The sequence below is a fragment of the Mycobacterium sp. E2462 genome, assembly GCF_001672685.1.
Classification (GTDB): Bacteria; Actinomycetota; Actinomycetes; order Mycobacteriales; family Mycobacteriaceae; genus Mycobacterium.
The window spans coordinates 1-12,973 of sequence record NZ_LZKC01000219.1 but is presented as its reverse complement, the minus strand read 5'-3'; the positions used below and the strand labels follow the sequence as shown (position 1 = coordinate 12,973).

The 12,973-nt window shown below is 69.8% G+C and carries 7 protein-coding genes and 1 pseudogene; 4 read left to right on the top strand and 4 right to left on the bottom strand.

The annotated features are described in order from the left end of the window. From A5714_RS11105 to A5714_RS11090, 4 genes and pseudogenes are all read left to right on the top strand, one after another. Positions 1-217: pseudogene (locus A5714_RS11105) on the top strand (fatty-acid--CoA ligase); the annotation flags it as partial. A gap of 11 nt (positions 218-228) precedes the next feature. Then, positions 229-5,595 (top strand): polyketide synthase Pks13, encoded by a 5,367-nt coding sequence (gene pks13 / locus A5714_RS11100; protein ID WP_068285200.1) that lies wholly within the window; start codon positions 229-231, stop codon positions 5,593-5,595. Beyond that, positions 5,595-7,175 carry an acyl-CoA carboxylase subunit beta gene (locus tag A5714_RS11095; protein WP_068075382.1) on the top strand — a complete coding sequence of 527 codons (1,581 nt, stop codon included), beginning with the start codon at positions 5,595-5,597 and terminating at the stop codon, positions 7,173-7,175. The genes pks13 and A5714_RS11095 overlap by 1 nt, the downstream gene beginning before the upstream one ends. Positions 7,176-7,276: 101 nt before the next feature. Then, complete coding sequence (locus A5714_RS11090; protein ID WP_068285198.1) at positions 7,277-8,461, top strand: CdaR family transcriptional regulator; 1,185 nt, start codon at positions 7,277-7,279, stop codon at positions 8,459-8,461. A gap of 1 nt (position 8,462) precedes the next feature. Here A5714_RS11090 and A5714_RS11085 read toward each other — a convergent pair whose 3' ends face one another. The 4 genes from A5714_RS11085 to A5714_RS11070 all read right to left on the bottom strand — a co-directional run. Further along, positions 8,463-9,437, bottom strand: a complete 975-nt coding sequence (locus tag A5714_RS11085) for a quinone oxidoreductase (RefSeq protein ID WP_068285196.1) — start codon at positions 9,435-9,437, stop codon at positions 8,463-8,465. Next, positions 9,437-11,053 (bottom strand): benzoylformate decarboxylase, encoded by a 1,617-nt coding sequence (mdlC, locus tag A5714_RS11080; protein ID WP_068285194.1) that lies wholly within the window; start codon positions 11,051-11,053, stop codon positions 9,437-9,439. Before mdlC ends, A5714_RS11085 begins: the two co-directional genes overlap by 1 nt. Before the next feature lie 99 nt (positions 11,054-11,152). Continuing rightward, entirely contained in the window at positions 11,153-11,701 is a 549-nt protein-coding gene (locus tag A5714_RS11075; protein WP_156747264.1) for an SRPBCC family protein, read from the bottom strand. After that, a partial coding sequence (locus A5714_RS11070; protein WP_068285192.1) for an acyl-CoA dehydrogenase family protein occupies positions 11,694-12,973 on the bottom strand: 1,280 nt, incomplete at its 5' end. The genes A5714_RS11075 and A5714_RS11070, both read right to left, overlap by 8 nt.

The window sequence follows — 12,973 nt, the reverse complement described above, 5'->3', positions numbered from 1 at the left end:
CAAGCTGGACTACCAGCCCATCGCCGACGAGATCCGGGCCGCCATCGCCGTGCGACACGGGGTGACCATCCGCGACCTGCTGCTGGTGCAGGCCGGGAGCATCCCCCGGACTTCCAGCGGCAAGATCGGCCGTCGCGCCTGCCGCGCCGCCTACCTCGACGGCAGCTTGCGCAGCGGCGTCGGTTCCCCCGACACCTTCGCCAAAGCAACAGACTGAATCCAGGAACCATGGCTGACACAGACGAACCCCAGGAGAACCGGGCCGCCAACAAGACCGACCTGACCGTCCCCGAGATGCGCGAATGGCTGCGCAATTGGGTGGGCAAGGCCGTCGGCAAGTCGCCGGACGAGATCGACGAGTCGGTCCCGATGGTCGAGCTGGGCCTGTCGTCGCGCGACGCCGTGGCGATGGCCGCCGACGTCGAGGACCTCACCGGCGTCACCCTGTCCGTCGCGGTGGCATTCCAGCACCCGACCATCGAGTCGCTGGCCACCCGCATCGTCGAGGGCGAGCCGGAGGCCGACACCTCGGGCGACGACGTCTCGGATTGGACCCGCAACGGCCCCGCCGAACGCGTCGACATCGCGATCGTCGGGCTGTCGACCCGGCTGCCCGGCGACATGAACAGCCCCGACGAGACGTGGCAGGCGCTGCTGGAGGGCCGCGACGCCATCACCGACCTGCCCGAGGGCCGCTGGGCGGAATTCCTGGCCGAGCCGCGGCTGGCCGAGCGGGTCGAGGCGGCCCGCACCCGGGGTGGCTACCTCTCCGACATCAAGGGCTTCGACTCCGAGTTCTTCGCGGTCGCCAAGACCGAAGCCGACAACATCGACCCCCAGCAGCGGCTGGCGCTGGAGCTCACCTGGGAGGCGCTCGAGCACGCCCGCATCCCCTCGTCCAGCCTGCGCGGCGAGTCCGTCGGCGTCTACGTCGGCGTCTCCAACAACGACTACAGCTTCCTGGCGGTCTCGGACCCCACGATCGCGCACCCCTACGCCATCACCGGCACGGCCACCTCGATCATCGCCAACCGGGTGTCCTACTTCTACGACTTCCGCGGCCCGTCGGTCGCCGTCGACACCGCCTGCTCCAGCTCGCTGGTCGCGATGCACCAGGCCGTGCAGGCGCTGCGAAACCACGAGGCCGACGTCGCGGTGGCCGGCGGCGTGAACGCGCTGATCACCCCCGTGGTGACGCTCGGCTTCGACGAGATCGGCGCCGTGCTCTCCCCGGACGGCCGGATCAAGTCGTTCTCCTCCGACGCCGACGGCTACACCCGCTCCGAGGGCGGCGGCATGCTGGTGCTCAAGCGGGTCGACGACGCCCGCCGCGACGGTGACCAGATCCTGGCCGTCATCGCGGGCAGCGCGGTCAACCACGACGGCCGGTCCAACGGCCTGATCGCCCCGAACCAGGACGCGCAGGCCGACGTGCTGCGCCGCGCCTACAAGGACGCCGGCATCGACCCGCGCACCGTCGACTACATCGAGGCGCACGGCACCGGCACCGTCCTGGGCGACCCGATCGAGGCCGAGGCCCTGGGCCGCGTCGTCGGCCGGGGCCGCCCCGCCGACCGTCCTGCGCTGCTCGGCGCCGTCAAGACCAACGTCGGGCACCTGGAGTCCGCGGCCGGCGCGGCCAGCATGGCCAAGGTGGTGCTGGCGCTGCAGCACGACAAGCTGCCGCCGTCGATCAACTTCGCCGGGCCCAGCCCCTACATCGACTTCGACGCGCAGCGGCTCAAGGTCGTCGACCAGGCCACCGATTGGCCGCGGTACGGCGGGTACGCGCTGGCCGGGGTCTCCAGCTTCGGCTTCGGTGGCGCCAACGCGCACCTGGTGGTGCGCGAGGTGCTGCCCCGCGACGTCATCGAGAAGGAGGCGCCCGAACCCGAACCGAGCGCCGCCGACGCGGTGCCCGCCGCCGAGGCGCCCGGCGGCGAGAGCCACGCGCTGCGCTTCGACGACTTTGGCAACATCATCCCGGACCCCGCCGCGCCGGAGGAGGACGACTACGAGCTGCCCGGCCTCACCGACGAGGCGTTGCGCTTGCGGGAGATCGCGCTGGAGGAGCTCGCAGCGCAGGAGGCCGAACAGCCGACCAAGCCGCTGATCCCGCTCGCCGTGTCGGCGTTCCTCACCTCCCGCAAGAAGGCCGCCGCCGCCGAGCTGGCCGACTGGATGGAAAGCCCGGAGGGGCAGGCGTCGTCGCTGGAGTCGATCGGCCGCGCGCTGTCGCGGCGCAACCACGGCCGCTCCCGCGCCGTGGTGCTGGCCCACGACCACGAGGAGGCCATCAAGGGCCTGCGCGCTGTCGCCGAGGGCAAGCAACGGCCGGGCGTCTTCAGCGCCGACGGACCCGTCACCAGCGGACCGGTCTGGGCGATGGCCGGCTTCGGCGCCCAGCACCGCAAGATGGGCAAGAGCCTGTACCTGCGCAACGAGGTCTTCGCGGAGTGGATCGAGAAGGTCGACGCGCTGATCCAGGACGAGCGCGGCTACTCGGTGCTCGAACTGATCCTCGACGACTCGCACGAGTACGGCATCGAGACGTCCAACGTCGTCATCTTCGCGATCCAGATCGCGCTGGGCGAGCTGCTCAAGCACCACGGCGCCAAGCCCGCCGCGGTGATCGGGCAGTCCCTGGGTGAACCCGCGTCCGCCTACTTCGCCGGCGGGCTGTCGCTGGCCGACGCCGCCCGGGTCATCGCGTCCCGCTCGCACCTGATGGGCGAGGGCGAGGCGATGCTGTTCGGCGAGTACATCCGGTTCATGGCGCTCGTCGAGTACTCCGCCGACGAGCTCAAGACGGTGTTCGCCGACTTCCCCGGCCTGGAGGTGTGCGTCTACGCGGCGCCCACCCAGACCGTCATCGGCGGGCCACCCGAGCAGATCGACGCCATCGTCGCCCGGGCCGAGGCCGAGGGCCGCTTCGCCCGCAAGCTGCAGACCAAGGGCGCCGGCCACACCTCGCAGATGGACCCGCTGCTCGGCGAGTTCTCCGCGGAGCTGCAGGGCATCGAGCCGCGCACGCCCACCGTGGGCATCTTCTCGACCGTGCACGAGGGCACCTACATCAAGCCCGACAGCGAGCCGATCCACGACGTCGCCTACTGGGTCAAGGGGATGCGGCACTCGGTGTACTTCACGCACGGGGTCCGCAACGCCGTCGACAGCGGCTACACCACCTTCCTGGAGCTCGCGCCGAACCCGGTGGCGCTGATGCAGATCGGCCTGACCACCGCCGCCGCGGGGCTGCCCGACGCGCAGCTGATCGCCACGCTGGCCCGCAAGCAGGACGACGTCGAGTCGATGATCTCGGCGATGGCCCAGCTGTACGTGCACGGCCACGACCTGGACATCTGGACGCTGTTCAGCAAGGCCGCCGGGCCGCAGGACTACGCCAACATCCCGCCGACCCGCTTCAAGCGCAAAGAGCACTGGCTGAACGTCAACTTCGCGCAGGGCGCCAGCTCGGTCATCATGCCGGGGGCGCACGTCGCGCTGCCCGACGGCCGCCACGTGTGGGAGTACAACCCGCGCGGCCTGGTTGACCTGGGCGCGCTGGTGAAGGCCGCTGCCGCCGAGGTGCTGCCCGACGCGCAGCTGACCGCCGCCGAGCAGCGCGCGACGCCCGGCGAGGGCGCCCGGCTGGTGACGACGCTGACCCGGCATCCGGGCGGCGCGTCGGTCCAGGTGCACGCCCGCATCGACGAATCGTTCACGCTCGTCTACGACGCGCTGGTCACCCGCGGCGGCTCGCAGGCGGTGCTGCCGGTGGCCGTCGGCGCGGGCGCGGCGATCGCGGCCCCCGTCGACGGCCTGGCCGCCGGTGGCGACGCGCCGGCCGAGCAGGCGGACGCCGAGACGCTGACCGACAGCCTGACGAACCGGTACTTCTCGGCCAGCATGGGCAAGTGGTCGCCGGACTCCGGCGAGACCGTCGCCGAGCGGCTCGGGCTGATCGTCGGCGCGGCCATGGGGTACGAACCCGAGGACCTGCCGTGGGAGGTGCCGCTCGTCGAGCTGGGCCTGGACTCGCTGATGGCGGTGCGGATCAAGAACCGCGTCGAGTACGACTTCGACCTGCCACCCATCCAGCTCACGGCGGTGCGCGACGCCAACCTCTACAACATCGAGCAGCTGATCCAGTACGCCGTCGAGCACCGCGACGAGGTCGAGCAGCTGCACGAGCACCAGAAGACGCAGACGCCCGAGGAGATCGCCAAGGCGCAGGCGATGCTGATCAGCGGCGCGACGCCCGCCACCGTGGCCGCGCCCGCGCCGGACCCGCAGGCCGAGCCCGAAACGCAGGCCGAGCAGTCGACGCCGGCACCGCCGCTGTCCGACGTGCCGATCCCGCCGCCGCCGACCGACCCGACCGGCCCGGCGAAGAACGGATCCAACGGCGCCCAGCCGGCGGCCGCCCCGGACCTGGCCGCGGCCGCGGGGGCGCTGTCCCAGGAGGCGGTCGCCAAGGCGCTCAACTCCGACGTGCCGCCGCGCGACGCGGCCGAGCGGGTCACCTTCGCCACCTGGGCGATCGTGACGGGCAAGTCGCCGGGCGGCATCTTTAACCCGCTGCCCAAGCTCGACGAGGAGTCCGCGGCCAAGCTGGCGCAGCGCCTCTCGGAGCGGGCGGAAGGGCCGATTTCCGCGGAGGACGTGCTGACGTCGGCCACTATCGAAGCGCTCGCCGAGAAGGTGCGCCAGTACCTCGAATCCGGGCAGGTCGACGGGTTCGTCCGCACCCTGCGGCCGCGTCCCGAGGGCAGCACCAAGCCGCCGGTGTTCGTGTTCCACCCGGCGGGCGGGTCGACGGTGGTCTACGAGCCGCTGCTCAACCGGCTGCCGGCGGACCTGCCGGTGTACGGCCTGGAGCGGGTCGAGGGCACCGTGCAGGAGCGGGCCGCCCAGTACGTGCCGAAGCTGTTGGAGCTGGGCGGCGACCAGCCGTTCATCCTGGCCGGGTGGTCGCTCGGCGGCGCGCTGGCCTACGCCTGCGCTATCGGGTTGAAGCGGATGGGCGCGAACGTCGCCTTCGTCGGCATGATCGACACCGTGCGGGCCGGCGAGGAGATCCCGCAGACCAAAGAGGAGACCCGCAAGCGCTGGGACCGCTACGCGAAGTTCGCCGAGCGCACCTTCAACGTCGAGATCCCCGCGATCCCCTACGAGCAGCTCGAGGAGCTCGACGACGAGGGACAGGTCAAGTTCGTGCTGGACATCGTCCAACAGAGCGGCGTGCAGGTGCCCGGCGGCATCATCGAGCACCAGCGCACGTCGTACCTGGACAACCGGGCGTTGGAGACGGTCCAGATCGAGCCGTACGACGGCCACGTCACGCTCTACATGGCCGATCGCTACCATGACGACGTCATCGAGTTCGAGCCGCGCTACGGCGTCCGGCAGCCGGACGGTGGCTGGGGCGAGTTCGTCGCCGACCTCGAGGTCGTGCCGATCGGGGGCGAACACATCCAGGCCATCGACGAGCCGATCATCGCCAAGGTGGGCGCGCACATGACCGAGGCTTTGAACGAGATCGCGCGCGGCGTGGACGCGCACAGCGGCCGGACGAGTGAGGTGGGCAACTAGTGACCGAGACAGCTCCAGCGCAACTGCCCGTGATCCACACGACGGCCGAGAAGCTGGCCGAGCTGCACGCCCGCCTGGAGCTGGCCAAGGAGCCGGGCGGCGAGAAGGCCGCCGCCAAGCGCGACAAGAAGGGCATCCCGAGCGCGCGCGCCCGGGTGCACGCGCTGGTCGACCCCGGCACCTTCATGGAGGTCGGGGCGCTGGCGAAGACGCCGAACGACCCGACCGCCCTGTACGGTGACGGCTGCATCACCGGGCACGCGATGATCGACGGCCGCCCCGTCGGGGTCTTCTCCCATGACCAGACCGTCTTCCAGGGCACGGTCGGCGAGATGTTCGGGCGCAAGGTCGCCCGGCTGATGGAGTGGTGCGCGATGGTCGGCTGCCCGATCATCGGCATCCAGGACTCCGGCGGCGCCCGGATCCAGGATGCCGTCACCTCGCTGGCGTGGTACGCCGAGCTGGGGCGCCGCCACGAGGCGCTGTCCGGGCTGGTGCCGCAGATCTCGCTGATCTTCGGCAAGTGCGCCGGCGGCGCCGTGTATTCGCCCATCCAGGACGACCTGCTGGTCTCGGTGCGCGACCAGGGCTACTTCTTCGTCACCGGGCCCGACGTGATCCGCGAGGTCACCGGCGAGGACGTCACCCTCGACGAGCTCGGCGGCTCTGACGCGCAGGCCCGCTACGGCAACATCCACCACGTGGTGAATTCCGAGGCCGAGGCGTTCCAGTACGTGCGGGACTTCCTGTCGTTTCTGCCCAGCAACTGCTTCGAGAAGCCGCCGATCGTCAATCCGGGCCTGGAGCCGGAGGTCACCCCGACCGACCTGGAGCTCGACGCGATCGTGCCGGACTCCGACAACGCGGCCTACGACATGCACGAGATCCTGCTGCGGATCTTCGACGACGGCGACTTCCTCGAGGTCGCCGCGCAGCACGGGCCCGCCATCATCACCGGGTACGCCCGCGTCGACGGCCACCCCGTCGGGGTGATCGCCAACCAGCCGATGCACATGTCGGGGGCCATCGATAACGAGGCGTCCGACAAGGCGGCGCGGTTCATCCGGTTCTCCGACGCGTTCGACATTCCGCTGGTCTTCGTCGTGGACACGCCGGGCTTCCTGCCCGGCGCCGAGGAGGAGAAGCGCGGCATCATCAAGCGCGGCGGCCGGTTCCTGTACTCCGTGGTGGAGGCCGACGTGCCGAAGGTGACCATCACCATCCGCAAGTCTTACGGCGGGGCGTACGCGGTGATGGGGTCGCGGCAGCTGACCGCCGACTTCAACTTCGCCTGGCCCACCGCGCGCATCGCGGTGATCGGCGCCGAGGGCGCGGCGCAGCTGTTGATGAAGCGTTTCCCCGACCCGAACACGCCCGAGGCGCAGCAGATCAAGAAGGACTTCATCGAGGGCTACAACCTCAACATGGCGATCCCGTGGACCGCGGCGGAGCGCGGATTCATCGACGCGGTGATCGACCCGCACGAGACGCGGCTGCTGCTGCGCAAGTCGATGCGCCTGCTGCGGGACAAGGAAGTGTGGTCCCGGGTGGCCCGCAAGCACGGCCTTATCCCGATCTAACGACGGGCGACTCCCGCTGCAATGGACAGCGGTCCGACCGCCACTGAAGATGGTCGTATCGCGCCGTCGACCCGACGGCGAACCGAATGTCCGGAGGCACGATGGACGACGCCGCCGCGATTTCCGACTTGGGCGCGGCCATCAAACGGCGCAGCGAAGAGATATCGCGCAACATGACCGCCGCGGTCTACGCGCAGATCGATTTCTACAAGCACGATTCGTCGCCGAGCCACCAGAGCGTGCTCGACAGTTGCCGCGCCAACCTCGATTTCGTGTTGAGCGGTCTGATCGCCGAGCAGTCGACGAACGCCAGTAGCGCGACGCGCACCGGAGACGAGCGGGCTCGCGGCGGTGTGCCGCTGCACAGCCTTATCGCGAGCCACCGTGTCTCGTCGAACGAGGTGTGGCAGGCGCTGCATTCGACCGTCGGCAATTTCGTCGAACTGTCGCGGGAAGCGATGCTTGCGGTGGCCGAACGCGTCGGTTACGCCCAGCACGTCTACGTCGAGACAGGGGTGCGAGCACACCGGCAGCGCAGTCTGCTCCAGGCGGTTGGTGACCAGGCCGAGTACGCGGGGCTCGTCGAAGCATTGTTCCGGGGTGTGGCGTTACCGGGCCGAAGTCTGTGGGAGATCGCCGAACTCGTCCGGATTCCACGGCGCGGTCCGTACGTGGTGGTGGCCATGAGGGACGATGGCACGGGGCAGGCACCGCCCGCCGATATCGGCATGCGGTTGCGAGCCCTCGATATTTATTCCGCATGGCGCCGAGTGGGCGACTCGCAAGTCGGCGTCGTCTGCTTGCCGACGGAGTCGGCGCGCGAACAACTGCTGGCTGCCTTGAACCGGTGGGCGACCGGGGGCGCCGGTGTCAGCGCCGAATTCACCGATTTGGCCGACGTGCCCACGGCTCTGCACTACGCCCAAGTCGTGGTGGATCGCGCCAACGACGCTGAGCCCGTTGTGGTGGTCGGCAACGCCGCGTTGGAACTGGTCGCGCTCGTGGATCCCGCCATCAGCCGCCGCTTGGCCGCCTCGGTGCTGGGTCCGTTGAACGCGCTGCCGACCGACGAGCGCGACTTGCTCCGCCGGATCTTCACGGCCTGGACGACGCACCGGGGCTCGATACCCGAAACGGCGGCCGCGCTGTACTGTCACCCGAACACGGTTCGTTACCGCTTGCAGCGCATCGAGCAACTCACCGGCCGGTCGGTGCGCGCACCGACCGAATTATCCGAGCTGTGTTTGGCTTTCGAGATCGTCGCCAAGCTTCCGGCGCTGCCCTGACTCAGGGCTGCAGTATCACCGATCCGTGCGTCTTGCGCGCTTCCAGATCCCGATGGGCCTGGGCAGCATCGGCGAGCGGATAGCGGTCGCCGACCGTTATCGAAATGACCCCGTTCGCAATGGCATCCATCAATTCGCCTGCTCGCCAACTAAATTCGTCATAATTTCGGTTGAAGTGGATCCGTGACGGCCGGGTCAGGTACACCGATCCGGCGGCGTTGAGGCGTTGTGGGTCGACGGGCGGCACGGGCCCACTGGATGCGCCATACAGCGCCAAGGTGCCGCGCACCGCAAGGCTCGCCAGGCTGGCGTCGAAGGTCGTCTTCCCGACGCCGTCGTAGACCACGGCCGCGCCCGTGCCGTCGGTGCGTGCTCGCACTGCCGCGCCGAATTCGGCTGCGTCCGTCGGGTAGTCGAGGACGTCCACGGCCCCGGCCGCGCGGGAAAGCTGTGCCTTGTGCGGGGTGGAGACCGTGGTAATGACCCGCCCGCCCAGGCTGGTGGCCCATTGCGTCAGGATCAGTCCGACCCCACCGGCTCCGGCGTGCAGCAACACCGGATCGCCCTCCCCGACGGGATACAGCGAGTGCGTGAGGAAGTGGGCGGTGAGGCCCTTCAACAGGGCAGCGGCCGCGACGTCGGGACCTATGGCATCTGGCACCACGGCGGTCAGATTGGCTGGCGCCAAGCAATATTCGGCGTACGTGCCCTGTGCGTCGGCAGAGACCACGCGATCGCCGACCTTGACCGTGTCGACGTCGGGGCCCACTTCGGCAACAATGCCGCACACCTCGCTACCGACGACGAACGGCAACTCGCGCGGATACAGGCCGGTGCGGAAGTACGTGTCGATGAAGTTGACGCCGATCGCCTCGGCCTTGACCACGATCTGGCCGGGTCCCGCCGTCGGCACCGGCCGATCCACCGGAGTGAGTACTTCGGGGCCGCCCAGTTGGGAAACTTCGATAGCCCGCATCAGCCGAGGTGCGCCGGTTTGGGCGTGGTCGGCACGACGATGACCGTCGGCCCATCGGCGCGAAGCGCGGCCTCGAATTGCTTGACCAGGTCGTGCAGGGTGTCGACGTTGACCGCGTTCAGTCCGAAACCCGTTGCTAGAGAAGCGATGTCCAGCCCCGGTAGATCCAGCCCCGGCACACCGGGAGTCTTCTCCAGCACCGCGAAGGACTTCAGCACGGAGTACTCGCCGTTGCGCATCACCACGAACACGATGGGCAGCTTGTGCTGCGCCGCGGTCCAGATGGACTGGATCGAGTACTGGAAGGAGCCGTCACCGATGGTCGCCACGACGTGGCGCTTGCGTCCTGCGGCCCGGTCGCCGAGCGCGACACCCACCGCCGCGGGAACCGCCCAGCCGATCCCGCCACTGCCGGTGGCAAAGAAGCCACCCGACCTCCGGGTCGGCAGCCACCGCAGCTGCTCGGCCAGCGTGGAGGTGGACTCGTTCACCAGCGGCGAATCCACCGGCTTGACCGTGGACAGGGCCGAGTAAACGGCGTCGGGTTGCAATGGCGCCGAGGCGGAGGCCACCGCGCCGGGGCCGCGCTCGACCGCCGGGGGAACGGATCGGTCGCCGCGCGCCGTCACCAACTGGGTGAGCTGTTCGACGGCCAGCTTGGTGTCACCGAGCAGACTGTGCCCGACGGGTGCGGCGCCGGTGAGCGCGGGATCGGTGGTGAGTTGAATCAACTCGGTGCCCTCGGGCAGGTAGTCGCCCGCCACGAAGGGGTAGTAGCGGAACACCTGCGCGCCCACCACGATCGCGAGATCGTGGCCACGCAGCGTTTCCTCGACGCCGGCCAGTGTCATCGGCAATTGGCCCTGCCACAGCGGATGGTCCTCGGGGAACGACACCCGGTCCGGTAAGGGCGAGCTGTAGACCGGCGCATGCACCTTCTCGGCGAACGCGATCCCCGCGTCCCAGCCGCCGGCGCGGTCGAACTCCGGACCGAACATGATCAGTGGCCGTTGGGCGCCGTTGATCCGCTCGGCGAATTCGGCGAGCCGTTCGGCGTCGGGCAGGATGCGGTGGCTCGCGGTACGGACCACCGCAGGACCCAGCGCGGGCTTCTCCCAGTCGTCGAGCGGAATCGACAGATAGACGGGCCCGGCCGGCGGCTGCACGGCGATGGTGTACGCACGCATGAACGCGGCCGGGACGTCTTCGGCGCGTGCCGGCTCGTAGGCCCACTTCACCCACGGCTTCACCAGTAGCGTCGCGTCAGGGTTGCTCAGATATGGCTCACAGAGCACCATTTCGCGAGTCTGCTGTCCGGCGGTGACGATAAGTGGCGTGTTGCTCTTGTAAGCGGCGATCAGGCTGCCCATCGCGTTGCCGGTGCCGGCTGCGGTGTGGATGTTCACCAGCGTGGGTCGCCCGGCCGATTGGGCGAACCCGTCGGCCATGGCCACTACCGAGGCCTCCTGCAGCCCAAGGATGTAGTCGAAGTCGGCGGGAAAGTTCTTCAGGAACGTCTGCTCCGTCGAGCCGGGGTTGCCGAAGACAGTCGTCAGTCCGAGTTCGCGCAGCAGGTCGTAGGTCACCTCGTGGACCGACTTCTGCGGTGATGGCATCGCATGCACTCCCTGTTCGTCGCGCGCCGGGTGTCGGCGGCGCCGAGACTAAATGCTGCCCACTGCGCATACCGCTGCCAATGTGTCGGAGCACAGCGATTAGCGACGGCGGCTGTGCCGGCGCACAGCGGCGCCGACCCAGGCGGTGCGCGGAAGGGTCTGGCCGCGCGGATACCCCCGCCGCACCGTGCGGTCGAGGATGCCCAGCGTCGCCCGCAGCGCGCTCTCGGGCACCACCGGGAAGATGTCGGCATCGCGCCACTGCTGGTCGATCCGCGACCAGTCGTAGAACGAGGTCACCACGGTGCGCGACTCGTCGCCGTCGTCGGGCCGTAGCCGGTAGCCGTAGACGTGGCCGATCTGCGGGCGGATCCGCTCCAGGATGGTCCACGCGATCAGCCGGTCCGGCTCGAATTCCTCGATGCGCACCGTCACGTCGTAGCGGCCCATCTCGGGGAAGTCGTTGAGCGCCTCGCGGTCCATGTGGACGACGAAGCTGTCGCCGACCGCGGTCACCGGGTCGCCGTCGGCGTCCTGCAGCATGCCGGACGCGTCGATCGCCACGTGGCCCTGCGGGTCGCATAGCACCGCGAAGACGGCGGCGGCGGGCGCGGCGATGGTGCGGTCGATCTCGATGCGATCAGTCATGAAACGCCCCCGCCATGAGCTCGTCGAAGTGGACCAGCGCGTCGTCGGAGTCGGCGTCGAGGCCGCGCAGCGGGCCGGGATCGGCGAGGTAGCGCTGCGCGTGCAGGCGCGCGACCAGGGCCTTGCGGTCACCGCCGCGGGTCGCGCGCTCCCAGGCGGCTTGCTCGGTCAGCAACGCCGCGGCGTAGACGTCGCCCATGAACTGCGCCAGCGGGTACAGCCGCGCCTCGGCGGTGTCCCGGTCGAGCTTGCCCCACGCGGTGATCGCCGCGTCCAGGTCTTCGATGCGCCCGGCCACCAGCCGCGTGGTCTCGTCGTCGTCGGACACCGACACCGCGTCGCGCAGCCGCGCCAGCAGCGTCTCGTGGGCCCGCGTCTGCTCGATTCCGCGCCGCACGTCCAGGCACAAGATGTTGTCCGGCCCCTCCCAGATGGTGTTGACCTGGGCGTCGCGCAGCAGCCGGGCCACCGGCCAGGTCTCGATGTAGCCGTTGCCGCCGTGGATCTCGATGGCGTCGGAGGCGGCCGTGATGCCCAGCCGGCACACCTTGAGCTTGGTGACCGGCACCGCGATGCGCTGCCGGATCCCGCGCGGCTGCCGGTGGTTGGTGGCGCCGGTGCCGTCGAACACCATCGCTTGCGCGGCCTCGACGTCGACGATCAGCTCGGCGAGCTTGCGGCGCATCAGCGGCTTGTCGATGAGGGCCCCACCGAACGCGTGCCGCCGCCGCGCGTAGGACAGCGACTCCACCAGCGCGCGTCGCGCGTTGCCGAGGCCGAACAGGGCGATGCCGAGCCGGGCGGCGTTGGTGAGCTCCATCATCCGGCCCAGCCCCTTGCCGTCCGCGGGACCGGCCGACGGCTGCCCTTCGCGCGGCGGCTCGGACAACAGGAACGCCTCGGCGTCGACGAATTCGACCTCGCCCGACGCCACCGAGCGGGTGCCGAGCTTGTCCTTGAGCCGGCGGATCCGCACCCCGTTGCGCGACCCGTCGCGGCGGGTGCGCAACACCAGGAAGTTCGCGACGCCGCGGCTGGTGTCCGGCGCTCCCTCGGGCTTGGCCAGCACGACGAACGCCTCGCCGGCGCAGTTGGAGGCGAACCACTTAAAGCCGTTGAGCAGCCACGCGTCACCGACGCGGGTCGCCGTCGTCTCGAGCGCGCCGAGGTCGGAGCCGCCGGTGCGCTCGGTCAACAACTGCGCCGTCTCACCGGCCCACTCGCCGGCGGCGAACTTGGCCAGGACGTGGTCGCGCACGTCGGCCGGCGCGT

What these genes read in the sequence shown, in the direction of transcription:
- A5714_RS11085 (WP_068285196.1), bottom strand. Translation starts at nt 9,437, where the DNA reads ATGCGGGCTATCGAAGTTTCCCAACTGGGCGGCCCCGAAGTACTCACT.
- A5714_RS11090 (WP_068285198.1), top strand. Translation starts at nt 7,277, where the DNA reads ATGGACGACGCCGCCGCGATTTCCGACTTGGGCGCGGCCATCAAACGG.
- pks13 (WP_068285200.1), top strand. Translation starts at nt 229, where the DNA reads ATGGCTGACACAGACGAACCCCAGGAGAACCGGGCCGCCAACAAGACC.
- A5714_RS11075 (WP_156747264.1), bottom strand. Translation starts at nt 11,701, where the DNA reads ATGACTGATCGCATCGAGATCGACCGCACCATCGCCGCGCCCGCCGCC.
- mdlC (WP_068285194.1), bottom strand. Translation starts at nt 11,053, where the DNA reads ATGCCATCACCGCAGAAGTCGGTCCACGAGGTGACCTACGACCTGCTG.